General features: G+C 65.9%; 20 protein-coding genes. 3 read left to right on the top strand and 17 right to left on the bottom strand.

All coding sequences use genetic code 11. The features are described 5' to 3' along the window. Positions 1-16: 16 nt before the first annotated feature. The 11 genes from KHO41_RS30925 to KHO41_RS30875 form a co-directional block, all read right to left on the bottom strand. Entirely contained in the window at positions 17-994 is a 978-nt protein-coding gene (locus KHO41_RS30925) for an AAA family ATPase (protein ID WP_211957053.1), read from the bottom strand. Beyond that, positions 994-3,627, bottom strand: a complete 2,634-nt coding sequence (locus tag KHO41_RS30920; RefSeq protein WP_211957052.1) for a fused MFS/spermidine synthase — start codon at positions 3,625-3,627, stop codon at positions 994-996. The genes KHO41_RS30925 and KHO41_RS30920 overlap by 1 nt, the downstream gene beginning before the upstream one ends. Positions 3,628-3,683: 56 nt before the next feature. After that, positions 3,684-5,432: an arylsulfatase gene (locus KHO41_RS30915; RefSeq protein ID WP_244874113.1), complete on the bottom strand. Its 1,749-nt coding sequence runs from the start codon at positions 5,430-5,432 to the stop codon at positions 3,684-3,686. A 55-nt stretch (positions 5,433-5,487) separates the two neighbouring features. Then, positions 5,488-6,585: an HAD family hydrolase gene (locus tag KHO41_RS30910; RefSeq protein ID WP_211957051.1), complete on the bottom strand. Its 1,098-nt coding sequence runs from the start codon at positions 6,583-6,585 to the stop codon at positions 5,488-5,490. 75 nt (positions 6,586-6,660) lie between these two features. Continuing rightward, complete coding sequence (locus KHO41_RS30905) at positions 6,661-7,890, bottom strand: formylglycine-generating enzyme family protein (RefSeq protein WP_211957050.1); 1,230 nt, start codon at positions 7,888-7,890, stop codon at positions 6,661-6,663. A 355-nt stretch (positions 7,891-8,245) separates the two neighbouring features. Further along, on the bottom strand, positions 8,246-8,689 hold the full coding sequence (locus KHO41_RS30900; protein WP_211957049.1) for a type IV pilin protein: 444 nt from the start codon (positions 8,687-8,689) through the stop codon (positions 8,246-8,248). A gap of 3 nt (positions 8,690-8,692) precedes the next feature. Then, on the bottom strand, positions 8,693-12,043 hold the full coding sequence (locus tag KHO41_RS30895; RefSeq protein ID WP_211957048.1) for a pilus assembly protein: 3,351 nt from the start codon (positions 12,041-12,043) through the stop codon (positions 8,693-8,695). Beyond that, positions 12,044-12,625, bottom strand: a complete 582-nt coding sequence (locus tag KHO41_RS30890) for a pilus assembly PilX family protein (RefSeq protein ID WP_211957047.1) — start codon at positions 12,623-12,625, stop codon at positions 12,044-12,046. After that, positions 12,622-13,362 (bottom strand): PilW family protein, encoded by a 741-nt coding sequence (locus tag KHO41_RS30885; RefSeq protein WP_244874112.1) that lies wholly within the window; start codon positions 13,360-13,362, stop codon positions 12,622-12,624. The genes KHO41_RS30890 and KHO41_RS30885 overlap by 4 nt, the downstream gene beginning before the upstream one ends. Further along, positions 13,359-13,907 (bottom strand): type IV pilus modification protein PilV, encoded by a 549-nt coding sequence (pilV, locus tag KHO41_RS30880; protein WP_211957046.1) that lies wholly within the window; start codon positions 13,905-13,907, stop codon positions 13,359-13,361. The genes KHO41_RS30885 and pilV overlap by 4 nt, the downstream gene beginning before the upstream one ends. Continuing rightward, a complete protein-coding gene (locus KHO41_RS30875) occupies positions 13,898-14,482 on the bottom strand; it encodes a GspH/FimT family pseudopilin (protein ID WP_211957045.1) in 585 nt (194 codons plus the stop codon). The genes pilV and KHO41_RS30875 overlap by 10 nt, the downstream gene beginning before the upstream one ends. Positions 14,483-14,986: 504 nt before the next feature. Between KHO41_RS30875 and KHO41_RS30870 the strand changes: the two genes are divergently transcribed. Next, a complete protein-coding gene (locus tag KHO41_RS30870) occupies positions 14,987-15,385 on the top strand; it encodes a nuclear transport factor 2 family protein (protein ID WP_211957044.1) in 399 nt (132 codons plus the stop codon). Here the strand turns inward: KHO41_RS30870 and KHO41_RS30865 are convergent. Both KHO41_RS30865 and KHO41_RS30860 read right to left on the bottom strand, forming a co-directional pair. Continuing rightward, positions 15,354-15,695, bottom strand: a complete 342-nt coding sequence (locus tag KHO41_RS30865) for a hypothetical protein (RefSeq protein ID WP_244874111.1) — start codon at positions 15,693-15,695, stop codon at positions 15,354-15,356. The genes KHO41_RS30870 and KHO41_RS30865 overlap by 32 nt on opposite strands. Positions 15,696-15,759: 64 nt before the next feature. Continuing rightward, on the bottom strand, positions 15,760-17,469 hold the full coding sequence (locus KHO41_RS30860; protein WP_211957043.1) for a diguanylate cyclase: 1,710 nt from the start codon (positions 17,467-17,469) through the stop codon (positions 15,760-15,762). 171 nt (positions 17,470-17,640) lie between these two features. Between KHO41_RS30860 and KHO41_RS30855 the strand changes: the two genes are divergently transcribed. Both KHO41_RS30855 and KHO41_RS30850 read left to right on the top strand, forming a co-directional pair. Next, positions 17,641-17,916 carry a hypothetical protein gene (locus KHO41_RS30855; RefSeq protein ID WP_211957042.1) on the top strand — a complete coding sequence of 92 codons (276 nt, stop codon included), beginning with the start codon at positions 17,641-17,643 and terminating at the stop codon, positions 17,914-17,916. A 198-nt stretch (positions 17,917-18,114) separates the two neighbouring features. Beyond that, the gene (locus KHO41_RS30850) at positions 18,115-19,254 is read left to right on the top strand and encodes an AI-2E family transporter (protein ID WP_211957041.1); all 1,140 of its coding nucleotides are present in this window, start codon (positions 18,115-18,117) and stop codon (positions 19,252-19,254) included. 14 nt (positions 19,255-19,268) lie between these two features. On the opposite strand, the gene KHO41_RS30845 is transcribed toward KHO41_RS30850, so the two are convergent. The 4 genes from KHO41_RS30845 to KHO41_RS30830 all read right to left on the bottom strand — a co-directional run bounded on the left by KHO41_RS30845 (position 19,269) and on the right by KHO41_RS30830 (position 22,351). Next, positions 19,269-19,832: a ferritin-like domain-containing protein gene (locus KHO41_RS30845; protein ID WP_211957040.1), complete on the bottom strand. Its 564-nt coding sequence runs from the start codon at positions 19,830-19,832 to the stop codon at positions 19,269-19,271. A 224-nt stretch (positions 19,833-20,056) separates the two neighbouring features. Next, on the bottom strand, positions 20,057-20,566 hold the full coding sequence (locus tag KHO41_RS30840; RefSeq protein ID WP_211957039.1) for a hypothetical protein: 510 nt from the start codon (positions 20,564-20,566) through the stop codon (positions 20,057-20,059). Then, positions 20,563-21,453 carry a CsgG/HfaB family protein gene (locus KHO41_RS30835; RefSeq protein WP_211957038.1) on the bottom strand — a complete coding sequence of 297 codons (891 nt, stop codon included), beginning with the start codon at positions 21,451-21,453 and terminating at the stop codon, positions 20,563-20,565. The genes KHO41_RS30840 and KHO41_RS30835 overlap by 4 nt, the downstream gene beginning before the upstream one ends. Positions 21,454-21,544: 91 nt before the next feature. Beyond that, positions 21,545-22,351, bottom strand: a complete 807-nt coding sequence (locus KHO41_RS30830; protein ID WP_211957037.1) for a hypothetical protein — start codon at positions 22,349-22,351, stop codon at positions 21,545-21,547. Between the last annotated feature and the right edge of the window lie 127 nt (positions 22,352-22,478).

Genomic DNA, 22,478 nt, shown 5'->3' with positions numbered 1-22,478 from the left:
GGCGCCGCCCGCCGCGTCAGGCCACGGCCACCTGCTGCACGAGGCGATCGATCACGGCATCGGCACTGACGCCGGCCGCGTGCGCCTCATACGACAGGATCAGGCGATGGCGGAATACTTCGTGCACGACGGCCTGGACGTCTTCCGGCGAGACGAAGTCATGGCCACGCAACCAGGCATAGGCGCGTGCAACCTTGTCCAGCCCGATCGAGCCGCGCGGGCTCACGCCGACCTGGATCCAGCGGTCCAGCTCGTCGTCCACGGCCTTCGGCTCGCGCGTGGCGTGTACCAGCGCGACCATGTAGCGCGCCACCGCGTCGCTGACATGGATGCCGTGGATCTCGGCACGCGCGGCGAAGACGACTTCAGGGGCCAGCCGCTGCGCTGCCGCGCCCTGCGCGTTCGACGCCGCGCCAGACTCTTCAGCCCGTGCCAGCGCCACGATCTGCGCCTCGGCATCGGCTTCGGGATAGGTTACGTTCACGTGCATCAGGAAGCGGTCCATCTGCGCTTCCGGCAGCGGGTACGTGCCCTCCTGCTCGATCGGGTTCTGCGTGGCCATGACGAGAAACAGCGGCTCGAGCTTGTGCGTCGCGCCGCCCACGGTGACCTGGCGCTCTTCCATCGCTTCAAGCAGTGCCGCCTGCACCTTCGCCGGCGAACGGTTCACTTCATCCGCCAGTACCAGGTTGGCGAAGATCGGGCCGGCCTGGAAGCGGAACTCGCCCTTGCCGCCCTCGCTGTAGTACACCTCGGACCCGGTGATGTCGGCTGGCAGCAGATCCGGCGTGAACTGGATACGCGACAGCTTCGCCTCCAGGTTGCGCGCGAGCACCTTGATCGCGCGCGTCTTGGCCAGCCCGGGCAGCCCTTCCACCAGCAGGTGGCCATCGGCCAGCAGGCCCAGCAACAGGCGCTCGACCATATGCTGCTGCCCGACGATGGACTCGCCCATCCGCTGCTGCAGCGCCAGCACGTCGTCACGGGTGCTCATCAGGGATTCCTCGATGGGGCCGGGGCGGCGGCGCGACGGCCACCGCCGAACCAGGCGTAGTACGGGTTATCGGGATCGGTGCGCATTACCTTGTTCATATGGAGCGCCCAGGCCTCGCGGTCACCGTAGTAGGCATCGAGGCCGGCGGTGTAGAACGTGTGCAGCGTTTCGCGCTCGAGTCCGATGTCGGAGATCAGCGCCGCGTCGGCTTCGACCAGCGGCGGCTCGGTCTGCAGCGTCAGCAGCCGTTGCAGGACCTGCGGGAACTCCGTGCGCCGCACCCAGCCCGCGTACTCGATGCGCGGATGGTCGTCGGTCACGGCGGGCGCGTCGCCGGCATAGCGCTCCAGGCCTTCCCGGCCCGTGACCCAGGTCGCGAGCAACGCGGCCGGCGACGTCACGCCCACCGCGCGCAGTGCCGCCGACACCTCGGGCTGCGCAAAGCGCTCGCGAATGCGCTCCGGATCCAGCTTGATCGGCGACAGCGAGCCAACCAGCATCATCTCGTGCAATTCGGTGGTCCATAACGTGGCATGCGGAAACACGTCGAGGAAGCTGCGCACCAGCGCGCGCGTATCCTCGTCGTTCTGCGTGGGCAGCGGCAGCCATTGCGCGACCAGCCCGCCCGGCTGCAGGCGCGCCGCCGCGAGCTTGTAGAAGTCGGTCGAGTACAGGTTGACCACGCCCGCGGCCGAAGGCGGCGGCGGCTCCAGCGTGATCAGGTCGTAGCGTTGTTCGCTCTGCAGCAGTTCGCGTCGGCCATCGCGCAGGCGGATATCGACACGCTTGTCAGCGGCCACGTTGTAGTTGCCCTGGAACTGCGGCACCGCACGCAACACGGGCGGTAGCAGTTCTGCGACCACGCGGTGTTCGAGGCCCGGATAGGGCAGCGTGGCGCCGGCCGTGATGCCCGTGCCCAGCCCGATCACCAGTACCGAGCGCGGCGTGCCGCCATGCACGATCAGCGGCAGCAGCGCCTGCAGCCGCATATAGCGCAGCGACGTCATGGTATCGCCGGAGTTGGACACGCCCTGGATGTAGAGCCGATTGAACGTGTGGGTTGCCGAGGCCTGCTTCACCACCGCTACGGTCGCACCGCGGCCTTCCTCGTAGAACACCATCTCGCCGCCGCGTGCGCGCGCGAGCAGCGTGGCGAGCCGGTCCGCAGGCGCCAGCGCCGCGGCAATCACCGCGAGCAATGCCACCATCGGCACCGCCCAGCGTGCGAACTTGTGCACACCAGAACCCAGTGCCACCGCGATCACGCCAACCACGCCGGCACCGACTGCCAGCAGCGACAGCGTGTGCACGAGCCCGATGCGCGGCACCAGCACAAACCCCGCCACAGCTGTCCCGGCGATCCCCCCTAGCGTATTAAGCGCGACCACCGCTCCCACGCCCGATCCGAGCCGGTGGTTGTCCACGCCAACGCGCAGCACGAACGGGAATGCAGCGCCCAGCAGCAGCGTCGGCACGAACACCACGCACAGCGCCGCCACCGCAAAGCTCGCGCAGGCGGCAGCCAGACCGCTCGACGTGGCCGACTGCACCCACGCCGACACCGCGGCTTGCGCCAGCAGCAGCCATTCGCCGAGCACGACGACTTCCAGCAATGCGACTAGCCCGGCCGCAGCGATCAGCATCGCAAATGCGCCCCATGGGTCGCGCACGCGATCGGCGCGGCGCGCGGCCAGCGCGCTGCCGATTGCCAGACCCGCCAGATACGTAGCCAGCACCACCGTGAACGCAAACGTGCGCGTGCTGATGAACTGGACTATCGCCTGCGACCAGACCACTTCATAGCCGAGTGCAATGCCGCCCGCTGCGGCATAGAGCACCAGCGCGAGCCGGCCACCACCGGCATCTCGCGCGGGCTGTGCAGAGGCGGGCGCCGGGTCCGCCTCCGACGCTTCTGTGGCTACGGCCCGCGATGCCATGGCAAACGCGGCAATCGCTGCGACGCCGTTGAGCGTGGCCGCCGCCAGCGCACTGCCCGTGATGCCAAGCCACGGAATCAGCACGAAGCCGGCCAGCAGCGTGCCGGCAATGGCCCCCGCGGTGTTGGCGGCATACAAGCGCCCGCCGTGTGTGCCGACCTGCCCGGCGCGCGACGCCAGCATGCGCATCAAGACCGGCAGCGTGCCGCCCATGGCTGCAGCCGGCAAAATCACCAGCACGAACGGTAGGGCCCAGGCCAGCAGGCCGACGCGGCTTTCGAGCCACGCGAACGGCGCGGCGGACCGCGCGAGCGCCAGCGTGGCGCCGATCGCCAGCACGAGCACGCCGATTTCGAGCCACGCATATAGCCGCAGCGGCTTCGCATGGCGGTCCGCTACGCGCCCCAACAGCCAGCCGCCGAGTGCCAGCCCTGCGAAAAATGCGCTCACGGCCGTGGTTACGGCGTGCACATCCACGCCGACCACAAGCGCAAGCTGCTTGATCCAGAGAACCTGGTAGATCAGTCCGGCCGCGCCGGACGCGAAAAGCAACAGGGCAGGTGCCAGCAAGGCGCCGCGTTGCGCCTGTTGACCCTGCCCTGCCTGCACGGCGGCGCCTTGCGTGCGCCGCGGTTTGCCAGATCTGTGCCGCGCTTGCTGCTTGCCGGCGTTGGTGCCGGCATGCGCTTCTGTCATGGTGCGATCCTGGTGAAGCGGTTGGCCGGGACGACCCGGCCAACCATTGCTGCCGATTACTTCCCGCCGGCTCCCTTGTCGATGGACCTCATCACCGCCTCGGTCATCTGGTCGATGGTGAAGCTCGCCGGACGCTGGCTGGGCGGGTAGTCCTTGAACGTCTGGAGGAACGGTGCGACCCGCGACGACGCATAGCTGACCATATAGGCATTCTTCGCCGTCCAGTCATAGTACTGATCGGAGACGACATCTGCGCGTTCATACGGATCCATGCGCAGGTTGAACACCTTCGGCACGCGCAGGCAGGTGAAGGGATTGGCCCATACCTCGAAGCCGCCCGGATGGCGCTGCTCGCAGAACACGAACTTCCAGTCGTTGTGGCGCATCGCGACCAGCACGCCGTCATCGTTGAAGTAGAAGAAGTCCTGGCGCGGTCCGGTATTGGTCTGCCCGGTCAGGTATGGCAGGAAGTTATAGCCATCCAGGTGGACCTTGAAGGACTTTCCGCCAATGCTGGCGCCCTTGAGGAGCCGGTCCTTGATGTCGCCGTCGCCGGCCGCGGCAAGCAACGTCGGGAACCAGTCGAGACCGGACATCATGGTCGTGGACACCGTGCCGGGCTTGATCCTGCCCGGCCAGCGCACCAGTGCCGGCACGCGGAACGCGCCTTCCCAGTTGGTGTCCTTCTCGCTGCGGAACGGCGTGGTTGCGGCGTCCGGCCACGACCACTGGTTGGGCCCGTTGTCGGTGGTGTAGACCACGATGGTGTTGTCGGTCACCTTCAGGTCGTCGAGCGACTTGAGCAGTTTGCCGATATCGCCGTCGTGCTCGAGCATGCCGTCCGCGTACTCATTGCCCGGCATGCCGCTCTGCCCGCGCATCGATTCGCGCACGTGTGTGAACGCGTGCATGCGCGTGGTGTTCATCCACACGAAGAACGGCTTGTCGGCCTTGACCTGCTTCTCCATGAAGCCGATCGCCGCCGCCGTGGTTTCGTCGTCGATGGTCTCCATGCGCTTGCGGTTCAGCGGACCTGTGTCCTCCACCTTGCCGTCGGCGAAGGAATGGACAACCCCGCGTGGCCCATTCGCCTTGACCCAGGCCGCGTCATTCTTCGGATAGTACGGGCGCTCGGGCTCCTCTTCCGCGTTGAGGTGGTAGAGGTTGCCGAAGAACTCGTCGAAGCCATGCGCGGTCGGCAGGAATTCGTTGCGGTCGCCGAGGTGGTTCTTGCCGAACTGCCCCGTCGCATAGCCAAGCGGCTTGAGTGCCTGCGCAATGGTCACGTTCTGCGCCTGCAGGCCGACCGGGGCGCCAGGAATGCCGACCTTCAGCAGGCCCGTGCGCAACCCGACCTCACCGGTGATGAATGTGGAGCGGCCTGCCGTGCAGCTGTTCTCGCCGTAATAGTCGGTGAGCATCATGCCTTCATTGGCGATGCGGTCGATGTTGGGCGTGCGATAGCCCACCACGCCGTGGCTGTAGGCGCTGATGTTGGTCTGCCCGACGTCATCGCCAAAGATGACGAGGATGTTCGGCTTCTTGCCGGATGACGACGTAGCCGCCAGCGCTGGCGCCGATGCCGCGTCAACCGGCGCACTGGCCGCCACGGGTGGGTTCTCCCTGGCCGGTACCGGTGCCTCTGCGGCCGGCGCTGGCGCAGGCGCCTGTGCCGCGGGCTGCTGCTCCTTGGGCGGCGCTTCCTTCTTGCCGCAGCCCGCCAACGTGAATACGGCGGCGGCCATGGCCAGCATTACCAGCCTGGAGCCCCGCCCTCTCGCTATGCCTTGTTCAATTCGGTGCATGTCCCGCCTCCGTTCGTTGACCCGTTACGGTCGTTCACTGCTTCTTGCTTGGTGCTCATGGCTTGCTGGCCGGATAGACCTGCAGCCAGTCCTGCTTCATGCTGACCACCGTCCAGCCCTTGGCCCGGGCCGCGTCGAGCGCCTTGTCGAGCTTGCCGACCTTGGACTGCCGGTCATAGGCAAACTCGCGCTCGGCGTCGTCGTGGTGGACCAGCACGGCCAGCCGCGGGCCTTCGCCGCCCGCGGTGTACTCCAGCATCTGCAAGTCGCCGTCCGAATTGCCCACGGCGAGAATGGGGCGCCGCCCGATATGGCGGTAGATGCCGACCGGCTTGCCCGGCCCGTCATCGATGAATTCCAGCTTCGGCTCGCGCACCAGCACCGGCTTGCCGTCACGCAGCGTGTACTTGACCGCCTGCGAGGAACCGATCACCTGTTCGGGCGGAATGCCGTAGATCTTCTCCGTCCACGGCCGCATGAAATCGATGGTGCCGCCCGAGACGATGTAGGTCTTGAAGCCGTTGGCGCGCAGGTAGGACAGCAGCTCCAGTTGCGGCTGGTAGACCAGTTCGGTGTAAGGACGCTGCAGCTTCGGATGCTTCGCCTGCGCGAGCCAGGTACGGATCGTGCGGTCGTATTCATCGACCGTCATGCCGCTGTTGGCCGCGGCAATCAGCGCGAGCAGCTGTTTCTCGTTGCGCATCAGGGCCTGCATGTCGTTGGCCATCAGCGCCTTGAAGGCTGGATTGCTCTTCCACTCGGGATGCTGCGGTGCGGCGGCCTTGACCTGATCCAGCAGGAAAAAGAACTGGAAGTAGAGCGGCTGCTCGCTCCACAGCGTGCCGTCGTTGTCGAACACGGCAACACGGTCGGCCGGTGCGACAAAGGTGGGCGAACCGGGTCGCGTGGTGTCCGCCACGAACTTCAGCAATGCCTGCCGCGCCGGTCCGTCGCGCCATGACGGCAACGCTTGCGCGGCGGCCTGCGGCGATTGCGCGGATTGAGCACCTGACTGCGCCGCGGCGCCTTCGGTCGGTGCCGCGCATCCGCCGAGGGTGCCGCCGCCGGCAAACGCCAGTGCGGCGAGGCACAGGGCGGCCAGCGCCGGGCTCAGCCGGTTGCGGGCGGGCTGCCTGGTTTTGGAGGTGTGCATCGCGCGCGCTCCTGTTGTTGGAATACGGTTCGAAAGCAGAATGAGCAGAGCAAGCCGAAGAAGCCGAACAACCGGCTATCGCGCCATGGCCACTGGCTGCTGCCTGCGCATTTCGGCCCAGCGGCTGTCGTCCATCACCAGGCGGAAGCCGAGATGCGACATGCTGTTGTACGGATCGGTGCCGCGCCGCGCGCTGGGGCGGTAGCTCAGGCAGTAGTCCTCGTTGCAGAGGAAGGACCCGCCGCGTGTGACGCGCTTGGGCGCGCCGACGGGCACGCCCGGCTCGCTCGGATCCCAGGACGCCAACGGGCCTGGAGGATCGTCGACCAGCCTGTCCAGCGCAGCCTCGCGCCGGAACTGGTCGGCGCGGTACCAGTCCGCGACCCACTGCCACGCATTGCCGGTCATGTCATAGAGGCCGTAGCCGTTGGCCGGAAACGTGCCGACCGGACTGGTGCCCAGCGCGCCGCCCGCCTTCGGACTGATCACCGGGAACGGCTGCCCTTGCTGGCCCTGCCAGACGTTGGCCATCTGCTTGCCGTCGGGCGCGAATTTCTCGCCCCATGCATACGTGGCCTGCTCGAGGCCGCCGCGCGCGGCAAACTCCCACTCCGCTTCGGTGGGCAGACGCTTGCCGGCCCACTTGGCATAAGCCTGCGCGTCTTCGTAGGAGACCTGCACGACCGGGTGATTGTCCTTGCCCTCGATGGACGTACCCGGCCCGGTCGGATGACGCCAGTCCGCACCCGGCACATAGCGCCACCAGCGCGAGTAGTCCTGCAGCGGCACGGGCCGCGACGTGCCCACGAACACCATGGCGCCCGCGACCATTGCACTGGCGGGCGGGCGCGGCGTACCGGGCGGCAGCTGGACCTTCAGGGTTTCCCAGTCAGGCGCTTTCTCGGCGGTGGTGACATAGCCGGTCGCTTCGACGAACTTGCGGAACTCGGCATTGGTGACATGGTGCTGGTCCATCCAGAAGCCGTGGATGCGCACCTTGTGCGCGGGCTTCTCGTTGGCCTGGGCCATCTTGCTGTCGCTGCCCATGAGGAATTCGCCGCCGGGCACATGCACCATGCCGGCCGGGCCACGCGTGCCATCGCCAACGACCACGCCCTGCCCCTGGCCACCCTGGCGGCCGTGCTGGAACCACCAGGTCGCGCCGAAGCCCGCCGCCACACCGGTGCATACCAGCATTGCGACGATGGCACCGCGCCAGCGGCTCGGCCGGTCTGCGACCGTGGCCGCAACGCCTTCCGCCTGCGCCATGCCTGTGGCGGAATTCCGGCACTTCTTGCTGCCCATGACTCTTCCTCCGCAAAGCCGAAATGGTGCGTAGAACGCACCCCGAAGCTATCGTTACAGAAGGAAAAGCGAAACGGAATTGAGTTTTCTTGGGTGGTGATTTTAGATATTTCGCATCGACTACCGCAAAGCTCCGGTATATGCGTCCACGCCGGGCTATCGCATCACCCTAAGCAGCAATTCGGGGCAATGGGTCAGTGACTCTTGCAGAGGTCCGCAGGAAGACCTGCCACAAATGCGGCAAACCTCACATTGCCGTTGTGTATCGCGACGGCAACGTGCGCGGAGCACGCCGCCGTCCGCCGTGCATCCCATCCGTGCGGTCAGGAACATTCCGTTCGCAGAACCGAGGTGCCTACCAGCACTGCGCACTCGCCCGCGTATTTCCCTCGTTCCCTTGCGCGCCAAGATGATCGATCGTGTAGCTACCACAAGCATCACCCTGCTGGGCATTGATCGGCGTGGCGGTGGCGACATACGTCGTAGGCGTGTCTTGCCGCACCGCCAGCTGGTAGAACGCCTGCCCGCTGGACTGCACTTCGACCGGCAAGCGGGCATAGCCGAGCGTGTCCGGACTGGCGCTGTAGCGGTTCTGCATGGTGAAGAAGCGCTCCTGGCGCGTGGCGAAGTCCAGCAACGCGGTCTTTGCATCGGTGCGGCGCGAGGTGCGCACGTTTTCCGTGTAGGAGGGATAAGCGATCGATGCCAGGATGCCGACGATGGCCACCACCACCATCAGTTCGATCAGGGTGAACCCGCGCGCGGCGGGCGCGCACGGGCGCGGTCGATGTGTTGTCATGATTTAGCGAAGCTGGATCCAGTTGAGCCGCCGCACGCTCGGCGGTGGCGGGTTGATCTTGATGGTGGCGCCCTTGCCGTCCACCGTTTGTGCGACGAGGAAATTGCCGCCCTTTTCGGTATTGACGATCGTGGAAGCGCCCGTGGCGTTCAGGCCCACGCCACTGATCGCACTGTCTCCTGCGTTCGGCACGGCCAGGCCCTGCGCGCCGAAGAAAGACTTGGCCAGCGCACCGCCAGACCCCAACGAGAGCGCCATGGTGAAGCCGCGCGGCAGCCGGTCGTCGCAGCTCAGCAGTTGCTGCGCCGCCGGGATGATAGTGTTGACGATGACCATGCCGTGGCTGAGGATCGGGTTATAGACGACCTGCTCGCCGGCCTCGGGCAGCGCCAGCACCCAGCCCATGCGACCACTGGCGCCGGTGCAGCTCGGCGAATCCTTCCAGCAGACGTCGTTGCGGCTGACCGAGCGGTACGCCGGCGAAGTCGCCGTGGCCTGCAAGGTGCCCGTGATGGCTTGCGCCTGCAGGCTGGCGCGCGTGACCGTGTCTTGCGCGGTCAGCATGGTGAACTGCGTGGCCGGCCCCGCCTTGGCGTTCCAGCCCGCCATGTCCCAGTCCCAGATGCCGTAGAGATGATGGGTGCCCGATGCAAAGGTCACCGCGTTGGTCTGGGTCTGCTCGAGCCGCTGCCCGGTGCCAAAGCTCAGCAGCATGCGCGGCTTGCCGGTCACGCCCTTGCCCGGCACCGATGCGGCGATCAGCGCGGTGGTAACCGGGGCGCCCTCTGTGGAGAACAGTGGTTTGGCCGAGGCATGCCACTCGTCCGGATTCGACGAGGTCAGGTCGAAGCGCCAGATATTGCCGAGCACATCGCCGGCATAGACATAGTCGGTGATGTGGTCGCGGTCCAGGTCGGCCGGCGTGACGTGGGCAATGCCGTTCTTTGCGCCGCCGGCTGCACCGCTGCCCGTGTCGAGATAGCGGAAGCTGATGGCGCCGCTGCCCGGGTCCACGAGCATGATAAACAGGCCCGCGGTGCCCGCCGCGCTGTTCAGGCCGTTGCCGAACAACACAGCCCACATGCCGTTGTGCAATCGCCGGATCTGCGGCGTGCCGTAGGTGCTGCCGAGGTGCTTGCCGCAATCGGCGATGTTGGCGCAAGCGATATTGCCCGACGACCATTCGCCCACGACGAGGCCCGATGCATTGGCTTCGCTGAACCGCGACGGGTCGGAGACATCAAGCGCGTACAGCGTGCCGCTGGCCGTTGCGGACTTGTCCGCCGCCGGGCCCGTTGCGTTACCGCCGCCACCAAGACCGCCGACGAGCCACGTATGCCAGGCGCCGGCGTAGAACAAATCGCCGGTGCCGGGCGTGGCATCGACGTACAGGTTGTGGGCGTACTCGGGCGCGCTGAAGTCATAGTACCGGTTGGTGCTGTGGATCGTGCCCAGCACGGCGCCCGGCATATAGGCCAGCACTTCGCGGCCATCGTTGGGCGTGGTGGCATCGCTGGTGAAGCGTCCATCCTTGTCGTAGCGGCCTGCGCGGAAGCCATGCAGCAGGCCATCGTTGCTGCCCCCATAGACGACGTTCTGGCGCTGGGCGTGAGCGGCCTTGTACTGCGCATAGGTCTGCGCCTTGCTGTCGCGCTCCGGCATGGTGGTTTTCGGATAGAGCGCGTCGGCCCAGGTGCCGGCGTACGGCGCGGACGGGTTGCCGGCCCAGTTGGGGCTCGCGTTGATGATGTCGCCCAGCACGCTGCCGCGCGCCCGGAATGTGCCGGCGCCGGCGTTGTTGATCTCCTTGCTGCGGTCGCCGCGCAGGTAGCGCAGGCGTGCATCGCTCTGGCCGGCATCGCCGGCGGTCAGCGCAGTCTGCTGTGCGGGCGCGAGGCTGGCCCAACGGAACGGCACACCGCGCGCGCCATCCCAGGTCAGGATCGTGCGCGCGTCGGGCGACTGCGCAGTCGCGCTTGCACCCGTTTCCGCGCACGCGCCCCCGGTCAGCGAACAGGCTGCGTTCCAGTTGGCGCGCGGATTGATCGACACCACGCCGTTGGTGTCGGACACGAGGTCGTGCGCGGTGAGCGCGCCCGACCAGTTGGTCGACTGATAGAACGCCTTGTAGATCTGCGTGCCGGTCTCCACGCGCGACGATTCCTGCAGGTTCGCACCGGCCGAGCCCGCCGACTGCGCGGCAGGCGCCGCGCGGAAGCACAGGAGCTCATGCACGTTGCTGCCGTCGCCGGTGCCGGCCGCAAACCCGAAGCGGAACGTCTGCGGCAGCGGCCCGTTCGATTCCAGGATCGACTTGTCGTTCAACACCGTGCGCGTGGTACCGCCGTTGACGCTATACGACAGGCTCAGCCGGCCGTTCTGCGTGAGACGCAATGCGTAGGTGATCGGGATGGCCTTGCCGCGCAGCGGCAGGTAGACGCCCTGCTGGTTGGCCAGCGCGATGCCCGGGTCGCTATGGGCCATGTAGTTGTAGTTCAGCGCGACCTTCTCCGAGGTCTGGCGGATGCTGTTCGGGTAGTAGGCCCCGTTGACGACCAGCACCTGGCTGAAATCCCACAACGCCCCGGTCGAACAGGTTTTCCGCACAGCGAGCGCGCGCAGTGGCGCGATGAGGCTGTCCGGGTAGTACTGCGGATAGCGCGCGGACAGCGAGGCCCAGTTCACATCGCCGGCGCCGCGCAGGCTGATTCGGCCCGGCGTGGGGCCCGCACCGCCGTCCGGGCCCGACCCGGTAGTGGTGTTGTCGCTCTTGTTGGAAAAGTTTCCGAACTCGTCGATGCCAAGGCCGATATACGCGCCCGCCACACCGTCATAGACCGAGTTGCCGTTTGCGCAGCTGTAGCCCAGGCTGCCACCGAGCGCGCCAACGGTAGGCGGCCGGCTGCCGTCGGCCAGGAAGAAGCTGATGCCGTCGGCGCCGCGGCCTTCGTGGTTGTCGCCGCCATAGGTGATGGCCGTGAAGGTGATGTCCAGGCCCTGTCCTGCAGGGAAGGCAAAGTCCGACACGATCGCGCCGTTCTGCCGGTCGCCATTGCTGCCGCTGGGCTGGTAGTCCCCGTTGGTCAAGCGCAGCGCGCCGCTGCCGGCAATGTCCGGCAGGCGTCCTTTCGAACCGCCGACCAGTTCCCGGCCCCGGTAGTACGGCAGTCCCGAGCAGGCAGGAATGGTGCCGGTGTTGTTGCCGGCGGTCAGGCAGGCACCGGCCATCGGCCTCCACTGCAGCACGGACGATGCGCCGGTGAACGTGTCCGCCACGACCATCTGCGCGCGCGCGTTGCCCGCGAGCACGATGACGGCCAGCACGGTCGCCACGCGTACATCGGTTGTCTTCATTCAGAGGCTCCCATGATCGGTAATGCCGTCGCCGACCTCGACCGTGCTCTGCAGCACGGCCGCAGTGTTTTCATTGCCGCCGGATCCGGCAGCCGATACGCGGTAGAGCTGGTAGCGCCGGTCCGGCGACGCGCCGAGGTACTGGACATACAGTCCGGGCTGGCGCTGGTAGTTGATGTCAGTGCCCGCCATGCCGCCGCCGGCTTCAACGGTCATGGTGGCGGGCTTGTATTCGGCGCGCGTCGCCCACGGCACCGCCATGGGATTCGCCAGCGGCTGACGGCAGACCTGGATGCCGCTCGGCACGGTGGCAGTCGTCACCTTTGGCTCGCAATCGGTGCCGGTGCCGCCGTTGCCCAGGCCCAGCCACCATTCGCCGTATTTCATGGCGTTGTAGGCGGCCTCGAACGCGCGCTGCTTGTCGCGCGTGTTGCCGGCAATGCTTTCCTGCACGCCGACGCTGCGGAACATGGCCACCGCAAACAGCGACATGATGATCAGGAACAGCATGCCGACCACCAGCACGAAGCCGCGGTCACCGCTGCCTCGCAGGGACAAGGTTCGGGAACGGGTATGTCTCATGACCGGTTCAGCAGCCCGATGGTCTGCTCCCAGTTCGTGCTGGCGGGCTGCCCCGGCTGCCTGGCGTTCGGATTGGCAAACGTCAGCGCGATGCGTGCCGTACGCACCAGCGGCCACAGGCTGGCGCGCGTCACCTCGTCGGCGCTGAGGTAGCGGTCGACATTGCCCGCATCACCGCTGTCGGTGCCGTACAGCACGCTGAAACGCGTGATACCGCCGACCAGCACAACAGGTGCTGCGCCGTTGAGCGAGCACGTGAGCTCGCCGTCCGCACTGACGGCAAACGTGTTGATGTGGATTTGCGCGGCGCCCGACGTGTTGGTTTGCCCGAGGCAGTTGGTAATGCCGTCTCCACTGTCGGTCACGTAGCGCGTCGTCAGCGATTCGCCAACCCCGCTGGCGGCGCTTCGCCCTCCGATGCCCTGCCCTGCAGCAAGCTGGCCGAAGTCGCCTTCGGCAAACGGCAGCGCCGAGACCGCGGAGCCGTTCAGAGGATCGGGGAAATAGCCCGCTGCCCGCACGGAATCGGTCAGCACCGTCAGAGCCATGCGTTCGTTATCCTGCAGCGCGGCCAGGCGGTCCTGGTCCGCATGGGCCTGGCGCATGCCGAGGAACGCGGCCAGCAGCCCGCCCAGCATGAACAGGGCAATCACCATCGCCACCAGGATCTCGATCAGTGTCGTGCCGGACGGCCTGCGGCCTGCCCGCCTGCGCGGGCGCATCGTTTTCGCATTCATGGCTGGATATGCAAGGTGAAGCGCTGCACGCTGGTCTGGGCCTGCGCGCCGAGCGCCGTGTTGCGGTGCATGGCGATGGTCTTCTCGCTCCAGCTCACGGTGACCGAGCAATTGACGGGCGGAGCGGCCATGTTCACGCAGTTGAGTTCGGCGTCGTAGCCGGGAAAGCGCGCCTGCATTGCGGTGGCCCAACCTTGCAGGTCGGCGGCGGCAAGCTGCGCCGGCGAGCAAGCCGCGTCGCGGCAGTTCGCCGCGGCGCTCAGTGGATTGCCGGCCCCGGATGCCGTGACCGCGTTCCCCTGCATGGCGACGCGGGCCGGCACGGTGCCGGCGGCCCAGTAGGCGCGGTTGGCCTGCATCATGGCGGCCAGGCTTTCGGTCTGCAGCGCGATCAGCGATCGCACGCGCGCCACATGCGTGTTGCCGAGGGCGGCGGCCTGCATCTTGGCCAGCCCCAGCAGGCCGATGGCCGTGATCACTACGGTGACGAGCACCTCGATCATCGAGAAGCCGGCGGCGCGGCCGGTGCGGTCGGCTAAGCGCATTGCCCGACCCCGCTGGAAACGACGATCTGGCGGCCCACCTGGCTCACCGCTACGCAGCGTGTCAGCGTCGCGTTTTCGGGCACCGTCTGCAAGGCGAGTGTCAGGCCGCCGGCATTCAGGTTGCGGGCAAAGCCGTCGCGGCCGTAGGTGATGGCGGTGGCATCCGGCGCCGCCGTGAACGAGTCGCCACCAGGCAGCGCGCGCCGCACGCGCACCACCGCCTCACCGTCGTCCCGGACCCCCGACGCGTTGTCATCGGCAAACACGATCCAGCCGTCCTGCCACGTATTGCGCTGCGAACAGGCGTTGCCGTCCGAGGATGCGCATACGCTCACCGGCAAGCCGCGCTGGATCGCCTCGCTGCGGGCAAGCTGCAGATCGCCCACCATGGCATTCACGCCGTTCGAGATGCGCGCGCCCTGCAGCGTAGTGACGAACGATGGCACGGCCACCATGGCGAGAATCGCCAGGATGGCAACCGTGATCATCAGTTCGATCAGCGAGATGCCGCGTGCGCGCAGGCGCCCCCGCCGGCCGCGCCACGGCGCCGGCCGATTGCAATATGGATTCGCCATGCCGTCACAACCGACAGGCGAACGCCGCCCCGCCCTGCTCGCAAACAGAGTTGACCATTGACTGACCCCTACGACATTTTTTTGTAGTGGCAGCCCGTCTGTGCGAGCTGCGCCCTGACCCCAACGACGCACAGCCCGTCCTTCCTGCGATATCCGGCGCGTTGCATGCCGTATCCGCAGGAGGTGCTCTTTATCCTGGCAAGACTGGTGCGAAGGACGCTGCGATCCGGCCCTTCCTCTCTCTCAGCACAACCACGAGGCCTGGCCGGAACGCAGCGAGAGCGAAGGATAAGACCGCACCGGTGGTCCCATCAACGGGACATTGGCGGAACAAAGTGGAAGGGGCGCTACAGACAATTGCGCCGAGGCATTTCAGTGGAACAGGAAGATCGAGGTCTTCCCGCGCACGCCTTGCATCGGCCTGTTTTGTATACAAAACTAGAATACAATAACAAACCTGAACTGTGTCCGGGCCGCGCCCGGCGACCCTTGGAGGAGGAAACCATGACATCCCGCGAAGCCAGCCAGACGCCGCAATACGTTGCCGCCCTGGAACCTGTCGAGAATTACCTGAAAGGCCACGCGACCGGCAAGGCCGAGTACATCCGCAAGGCGTTCCACCCTGACGCGCGCATCATCTCGTTCCGCGACGGCGTGCACTACAGCCTGACCGTCGAGGAGTTCATTGCCGCGCGCTTTCACGGCGAGCCAGCCGCCGACGAAGCCCAGCGCCAGCGCTTCATCACGCAGTTCGATGTCACGGGCAATGCCGGCTCGGCGAAGGTGGTGCTGCAGTATCCGGGGGTGACGTTTACCGACTACTTCACGCTGCTGGAGATCAACGGCGTGTGGGGCATCGCCAACAAGACCTTCAGCGCTGCGACGCCGCCGGAAGCCAGGTAACGGTCGCCATCCGCGCGTTGCCGCTGCGTGAATCCGCGCCGGACAGGCGGGCCTTGAGGTCATCGCGCTCGCTGAAGCGCGGCGCGGCGAGCCACGCGCCGAGTTCGTCGCGCCAGTTTTCCCACGCGTTCTCGTCGAAATCGAATTCCTCGTCGAGCCGACCGCGGTCGCGCAGGTAGAAGCCCGACACGCGCGTGCCGTCCCAGTAGGCGACAGCCACATCGGCGAAATCGGCCGTGGTGCCGGCGGGCATGTCGCGCAACAGCATCGCCAGGGTTGCCTTGAACGCCTTGAAATCGTCGGTGGGCATGGCGCGCTCCGCTGGAGGGTGGGACGATGCTGACAGCGTGCTCCTGTTCGCCGGCCGCGTCAAATCACCCGTGCGCTACCACACGGTTCCTGCCCTGCTCCTTGGCCGCGTAGAGCCGCTGGTCCGCCGCGGCGGCCAGCGCATCGAGGCTGTCGCATGCGTCCGCCACCAGTTCCGCGACGCCGATCGACACCGTGTAGCGGATCTCCCGGCCCGGCGCGCCAATGCGCAGCAGTGTCGGGTCCGGCATGCATACGGAACCGGCAATCGCCAGACGCACACGCTCGGCGATCTCTGCCGCATCCTCGGGAACGGTATCGGGCAGCAGCACGCAGAACTCCTCGCCACCGACGCGCGCCACCAGGTCCCGCGGGCGCACCGCGGCCTTGGCCACCGTCGCCAGGTGCTTGAGCACCTCGTCGCCGGCGGCGTGGCCCCAGCCGTCATTGATCAACTTGAAGCGGTCGATATCGAGCATCAGCAACGCAACGCGGCGGTCGATCTGCCGCCGTTGCGTGAACCCGTCAAAGCCCACCGCGAGCCCACGGCGGTTTGACAGGCCGGTCAGCGCATCGACGCGTACCAGTTCGCGCAACGCGTCGCTGAGCCGGATCTGCCGGGCCAGCAGCTGGTCGACGACCAGCAGCGTCGACCACAGGAGAATGCCGAGCAGCAGCCAGACCCCGATGAAGTTCACGCTGAACTGGCTGACCACCGACAGGAACAGGACTTCGGCCGGCACGTAGTCAACCAAAACCAGATCGGCGGTATCGAGCTTCCGGAACAGCAGAAAGTCCTGGCCCGAACGCTCGCGTCCGGTGCCGGCCTGCAACAGCATCGGCGAGGACACATGGCCCCAGCGTCCGGGAAGCGTCTTCAGCCAATCGCCCTCGCTGACCGCGAACGTCGATTCGCTTGACGCGATCAGCGCCCCGCGTCCATCCAGCAATGCCTCCTTCCCCTCGTATCTGGCTCGCGACTGCAGGAACTGCTGGAACACGCGTTGCGGAACACCGAGTACGATCGCCCCCCGGACCACCCCGCCATGCACGACTGGTGTCACCAGCAGCAGGCGGGCGCTGCCCACGTTCCTTACGTGGCTCGGGTCGAAAAGCACGGCATGGTCATTAGCCTGCTCGCGCGCGAGCCTGAGCATCCGCGCGTCGCCAAAAGCGCCGAGGAGTCCGGCCATCTGCGCATCCTGGATGGGCGGATTTGCGACCACGATGCCCGTTGTGGAGATGAACAATGCGACCTCGAGCTCGGCCATCAGATTGTGCTCGACTGGCAGCAACTGGCTCATCAGCCGGGCCACACCCAGGTCCTGGACAAAGGCGTCCTCCGATGGATTCAGCTGCGGAATCGCCGCGAGCTCGCGCCTGCCGATACCGCGAACGGGCGCATCGGAATCGGGCACGGGCATGCCCCAGAACGTATTGGCCCGCGCCGCCAGCACATTCCGGACAGCCGCATCGGGCGCCCCGCCGGTCGAGCGCAACTCGGCGAACTGGTTTTCCGCACTGCCCCGCAGGAAGCGCATCTGGCGCTTGCCGGCATGAATCGCGGCATCCAGCGCCATAACCTGCAGCTCGAGCCGATGCGCGCGGAGGTCGAGCTCTCGCGCCCGCACCAGGAAGTACTGGCGGCCGGCCAGTACCAGCGTGATCGCGAACACCGCAGCGAAACAGAGCACGACTGTTCGACGCGGGCGCGCGCTGGCGCGCTGCCAGAGGCGCGTGACGGGCGACGCTGACGAGCTGCTGTTGGGGCGCATGCCGGGTCTCCCAGAATTGCCTGCGACGTTGGGCTGCGGGGCCAGTGTACCGCCGTAACCAGCACATAAAACGCCGCACGCGATTGTCTTCCGCTTGCCGCTGACACATTCGTCGCCAAGAATGGAGGAAGCACCTCTTACCCATCAGCATGCCATCCGGAGCCGACAACCATGCCAGAGGCCAGCATTACCGCACATCTCCCCACCGTGGACATCGAGTTCAAGCGACATAACGTGCCTGAGCAGAATGCCGAACTGATATCCGTGCTGATCCGGGCAACGCCTTCCTTCGCGGCCATGGAGCACTGGCTTGCGCAATATCCGCCGCTGCCTTTCGAAGAGGTCGTTCAGTGGTGGGCGGACATGGTGCGCGCGACATGGCAACCATGGCTGTCCCTCAACCCCGCCTTCTCACTGCTACTGCCATACCAGGACCGGGAAGCATAGTCATAGTCGCCGGCCTGCCTCAAAGAAAGCAGACCATCGGGCACATCCGCACAATCCGCAGAGATTGCGGCAGTGACTGCTGCTGCGCTTGTTCCGCCACTCCGGCTGACCTAGACTGAATGCGGCGTTCTTCGCCGTGCACTTTCCGCGGCCGCCCGCGCAGCCAGCGACCGGCCGCGCCCTGCAAGGAGACAGGCGATGCTGCAAACATCCATTTCCGAGCGGGCGCTGTCCCGCGGGCTGCTCGATGTCCTGATCCGCGCGGGGCTCATCGCCACGCTTGTCACCTTCTGCTTCGAGATCTTCCACCCGTTCTTCAACCTGGTGGTCTGGGCGTTGATTCTCGCGGTCACCATCTACCCGCTGCAGGTCCGCCTGCGCGGCCGGCTGGGACTCAGCGAAGGCCATATCGCAACGCTGATTGTCCTGCTGTCCATCGGCATCATCCTGGTGCCCGCCTACCTGCTGGGGGTCGCCGTGTTCGAGTCAGTGGAACGCGCCATCGACGTCATCAAGGAGGGCAGTCTCAGCATCCCGCAGCCGGCGGAGTCCGTCGCCAGCTGGCCGCTGGTGGGCCAGCAGCTCTATGAGTTCTGGCAACAGGCCGCTACCGACCTGAGCGGCCTGCTGATGAAAGTCGCACCCCAGCTGAAGGGCTTCAGCGTCGGCTTGCTGGCCAAGCTGGCGGGCCTTGGCACGGGCCTGCTGGTGTTCGTGTTCGCGCTGATCATCGCAGGCATCATCATGGCCTACGGCGAAATGGGCACGCGCAGCGCCGAGCGGATCGCCTGCCGCATCGTCGGGCCTGACCGCGGCGTACGCATCGTGGAACTGTGCACCGCCACCATTCGCGCCGTGGCGCAGGGCGTGGTCGGCATCGCCTTCATCCAGATGATGCTGATCGGCGTTGCCTTCATCATCAAGGACATTCCCGGCGCCGGACTGCTGGCGCTGGCCATCCTGCTGCTTGGCATCATGCAACTGCCGGCCACGCTGATCACAATACCGGTGATTGTTTATGTTTTCGCCACCGAGGGCACCACCTTGGCGACGATCGTATTCTCGGTCTATGTGTTCGTGGCTGGCCTCGCCGATAACGTGCTCAAGCCGCTGCTGCTCGGGCGCGGCGTGGATGTGCCGATGCCGGTCGTGCTGATTGGCGCGCTCGGCGGGATGGTCAGCGGCGGCATCATCGGCCTGTTCATCGGCCCGGTGATGCTGGCGGTCGGCTACCGGCTGTTCTGGCTGTGGGTGGACGAACCCGCCGCCACGGTCGAAGCCGTGGCGGCGCAGCCGACCGAGGCGCTGTCGCCGGCAGCGCCTCCGCGCGTCAGCTGAAACCCTTCGCGGTCTCAGCGTTCGCCGCCCTGGCGGGCCAGCAGGTCCGCCATGTCGTCGGCGTGCTCTTCCTCGACCGCCAGGATCTCTTCCATCATGCGCCGCGACGTCGGGTCGCGGTCGCCAAGGAACGTGACGATCTCGCGATAGCTGTCGATCGCGATGCGCTCGGCAACAAGGTCTTCGCGAATCATGTCGGTCAGCGTCTTGCCTTCGACATACTCGGCGTGTGAACGGCTGGTCAGCCCGTCCGGCGCGAAGTCGGGCTCGCCACCGAGCTGCACGATGCGCTCGGCAATCTTGTCGGCGTGCCCCTGCTCTTCATTCGAGTGCGCAAGGAATTCCTCGGCCACGCTCTTCGAGTTCGGGCCCTGCGCCATGAAGTAGTGACGGCGATAGCGCAGCGTGCAGACAATCTCGGTGGCGAGCGCGTCATTCAGCAGCTTGAGCACGGTATCGCGCTCCGCGGAATAGCCGGCCGTCACCGCGCCATCGTCGATATGCTTGCGCGCACGCTCGCGCAGCGTCTTGACGTCTGTGAGGAATGGGGTCGTCGTTGTCGTCGTTGTCGTCGTCATCACGGGCTCCTGAGCGGACGGCGCGCGAGGGACCGCGCAATCCGGGGGTGGGATGGCTGTGTGACGCGAGAAGCGTGCCAGACGGCAGTGAGAGCATGCACGCCAGCGCAGACGCGCAGTTGAGGCAATGTCAAATGTCCCCGCGTGAAAAAAATGCACGGTGCGGGGCACGGGACGTGTGGAAAAAACTTCAACCGATCTGCACGGCATCGCGCTATGCAAAGTCAACGCTGATTGACCGTCGCCGTCATATTGTTGCCAAACTGGGTCACCGACACGGCCCCACCCAGTCCGGCCTGGTTGATATAAGCCTGATTGAACTGCCCATACTGACCGACAAAGGCCTGGTTGTACGCGCCGCTCTGCGTAACATCGGCGCGATTGCCATCGCCTTGCTGCACAGTGCCGGACTGGTTGTTGTTGCCGGATTGTCGGACGGCCAGCCAGTTGCCGAGTCCGACCTGCTGTGCCTGGATGACGTTGGATACGCCACTCTGCGCGAAAGTGGCCTGGTTGCCCGTACCGCTCTGCTGCAGCCCCATCCACTGCCGCGCGCCGGCCTGGTCCAGCGATGCCTGGTTCAACGAACCTTGCTGCACGACGGTGACGGCGCTGCCGCCATTGGCGAGTGCTTCATAGCGGGCCTCGGGAACGAGATCCTGGGCCTGCGCAGACGCCGTCGCAAACAACAATCCCGAGAGCCACGCAAGACGGCGACGACGAAGACGTATCATTTTGCGACTCCCCCATTGTTCGCGTTCTCACCCGGCGCCGGCACGGGCACCACGGCCACCTGCTCGTCATAGGCACGCAGATAGCTCTGGATGATCGGGTTCTTGAAATCGTCCTGGTTCTTCAGGCGCCAGCTGCCTTCCTGGATGCCTTGCACGATCAGGTGCACCAGCGCGGTCTCGATGGCCTCGCGCACGCATTGCTGAACCGGTTCATTGCGCGAGAAGCCCGCTTCGATTTCCAGCAGGTTCTTGGTCGATACGAAGCGGAACAAGCCGAAGTCCATCTGGATCGAGAAGATCGTCTTGCTGGTCGTGACGCTCTGCATGACCTGGCCCGTGCGGATGTCGACGGCCCGCAGGTTGACCGTCACCTGATCCTGCCGGTACTGCTCGGACGGACCGATACCGAGGTAACGCACGCCCGCACCGCCGGTCTTGACGTTGCTCTCATAAGCGACGATTGCGCCTTCGATCAGCATGTTCGCGGGCATCAGCGGCGGCAGCTGGATCTGCGCCTTGTCCTGCGGCAACTCCAGTGCACGAATGATCTTTCGTTCAGTCAGCAGGTTCTGCAGATTCTCGCGCTCGACCGGCATGAACCAGCGCGAATCGCGCAGCGACTTGATCAGCAGCGATGCAGCGCCCTGCGTGACGGATGTCGAGAAGGAGCTGTCAGGCGCGGGCTTGTACTGGCCGGTCTGGTCGCGCATGCCGTAGACCGCCACGGGAATGCGGCCGGCAGGTTCGGGGAGCCGCGTGAGGTCTCGTGCCACCTGCGTGGGCGGTGTCAGCTCGGCTGGCGAGTACGTCGAGGACGGGCGCGAGCTTGCGCAGCCGGCCAGCGCCAGTGCAACCAGCAGCAGTATCGAAAGCAAGCGGCAAGGCATTGTTGTCTCCGGCGGGGACGCCCACGAAGGAACGTTCATGTAGGCATGTCCTGATCAAGACCCGCCGGCCGGGGGCCGGCGGGCAATGCCGTTAGTGCTGGACGATGTTGGTAACGTTGCCGCTACCGCTAAGCTGGCTCACATTGGAGACCATGCCATTGCCGGTCTGCGAGATATTCACCTTGTTCATCGCCAGTCCCGCGCCGCCGATACCGGACTGCAGGACGTTGGCCGAGTTGCCGAAGCCATCCTGGGTCAGAACAATGTCGTTATACGAACCGGTTTGCGTAGTGCTGGCGACGTTCCACGACCCTGTCTGCGTGACATTGGCGGTCAGATGGTCTCCGCCTCCCTGGCTGAGATAGGCGAGGTTCGATACGCCATCCTGTTGCATCAGGTTGGCCGACAGATAGCTGCCGTTTGACTGCGCGATCGAGCCACGGTTGTAGTCGCCGTTCTGTTGGACATACGCCAGGCTGCTCACGGTGTTGAACTGGTTGATGGAGTCCCACCCGCCGAAAGCTGCCTGATTGCCAGTCCCGTGCTGGTAAACGCCTGCGTTCGCGCCGATATTGAAGCTCTGCGCGATCGATGCATAGTTGAAGTTTCCGGATTGGCCGATATCACCCGTAGCACTGCCGTTCCGGTATTGGGCGATCGAAGCCTGATTGCCGTGCCCCATGCCCGACGCATTCAGATCGGCCTGCTGGATGGACGCGGTCTGGTATCCAAGGTAACCAGCAGTGTCTTGCGAAATGCTTGCGAAGTTGCTGTTCCCATGGTCCGAACCAGCGTTCTGCTTGATTGTGGCGTGATCGTAGCCGCCCCCCACCCCACCATTCTGCTGACTGATGATCGCAGTATTGTAGTAGCCGCCCCCCTGATCGACGGATGCCATGCCCCCTTGTTCATTGCGTGCTTATCCGGTTAGCTCCCAGACCTACTAGATGTAGTGGGTAGCGATTTTTTGGCGTAGAGCTCGGCATAGGTCGGCGCGGTGACGTCACCAGCGATGCCGAGCAGGG

This window comes from Cupriavidus numazuensis, from assembly GCF_905397435.1.
In the GTDB taxonomy this organism is placed as follows: Bacteria; Pseudomonadota; Gammaproteobacteria; order Burkholderiales; family Burkholderiaceae; genus Cupriavidus; species Cupriavidus numazuensis.
Note: the sequence above shows the minus strand (reverse complement) of the source record. Positions and strands in the feature narration are given on the sequence as shown.

Bases quoted from the DNA above. Each gene is read 5' to 3' on its own strand.
- KHO41_RS30895 (WP_211957048.1), bottom strand. From the start codon at position 12,043: ATGAAGACAACCGATGTACGCGTGGCGACCGTGCTGGCCGTCATCGTG.
- KHO41_RS30915 (WP_244874113.1), bottom strand. From the start codon at position 5,432: ATGCACCGAATTGAACAAGGCATAGCGAGAGGGCGGGGCTCCAGGCTG.
- KHO41_RS30890 (WP_211957047.1), bottom strand. From the start codon at position 12,625: ATGAGACATACCCGTTCCCGAACCTTGTCCCTGCGAGGCAGCGGTGAC.
- KHO41_RS30835 (WP_211957038.1), bottom strand. From the start codon at position 21,453: ATGCCTTGCCGCTTGCTTTCGATACTGCTGCTGGTTGCACTGGCGCTG.
- KHO41_RS30850 (WP_211957041.1), top strand. From the start codon at position 18,115: ATGCTGCAAACATCCATTTCCGAGCGGGCGCTGTCCCGCGGGCTGCTC.
- KHO41_RS30865 (WP_244874111.1), bottom strand. From the start codon at position 15,695: ATGCCCACCGACGATTTCAAGGCGTTCAAGGCAACCCTGGCGATGCTG.
- pilV (WP_211957046.1), bottom strand. From the start codon at position 13,907: ATGCGCTTAGCCGACCGCACCGGCCGCGCCGCCGGCTTCTCGATGATC.
- KHO41_RS30870 (WP_211957044.1), top strand. From the start codon at position 14,987: ATGACATCCCGCGAAGCCAGCCAGACGCCGCAATACGTTGCCGCCCTG.
- KHO41_RS30925 (WP_211957053.1), bottom strand. From the start codon at position 994: ATGAGCACCCGTGACGACGTGCTGGCGCTGCAGCAGCGGATGGGCGAG.
- KHO41_RS30905 (WP_211957050.1), bottom strand. From the start codon at position 7,890: ATGGGCAGCAAGAAGTGCCGGAATTCCGCCACAGGCATGGCGCAGGCG.
- KHO41_RS30910 (WP_211957051.1), bottom strand. From the start codon at position 6,585: ATGCACACCTCCAAAACCAGGCAGCCCGCCCGCAACCGGCTGAGCCCG.
- KHO41_RS30845 (WP_211957040.1), bottom strand. From the start codon at position 19,832: ATGACGACGACAACGACGACAACGACGACCCCATTCCTCACAGACGTC.
- KHO41_RS30875 (WP_211957045.1), bottom strand. From the start codon at position 14,482: ATGGCGAATCCATATTGCAATCGGCCGGCGCCGTGGCGCGGCCGGCGG.
- KHO41_RS30830 (WP_211957037.1), bottom strand. From the start codon at position 22,351: ATGGCATCCGTCGATCAGGGGGGCGGCTACTACAATACTGCGATCATC.
- KHO41_RS30900 (WP_211957049.1), bottom strand. From the start codon at position 8,689: ATGACAACACATCGACCGCGCCCGTGCGCGCCCGCCGCGCGCGGGTTC.
- KHO41_RS30920 (WP_211957052.1), bottom strand. From the start codon at position 3,627: ATGACAGAAGCGCATGCCGGCACCAACGCCGGCAAGCAGCAAGCGCGG.
- KHO41_RS30855 (WP_211957042.1), top strand. From the start codon at position 17,641: ATGCCAGAGGCCAGCATTACCGCACATCTCCCCACCGTGGACATCGAG.
- KHO41_RS30840 (WP_211957039.1), bottom strand. From the start codon at position 20,566: ATGATACGTCTTCGTCGTCGCCGTCTTGCGTGGCTCTCGGGATTGTTG.
- KHO41_RS30885 (WP_244874112.1), bottom strand. From the start codon at position 13,362: ATGAATGCGAAAACGATGCGCCCGCGCAGGCGGGCAGGCCGCAGGCCG.
- KHO41_RS30860 (WP_211957043.1), bottom strand. From the start codon at position 17,469: ATGCGCCCCAACAGCAGCTCGTCAGCGTCGCCCGTCACGCGCCTCTGG.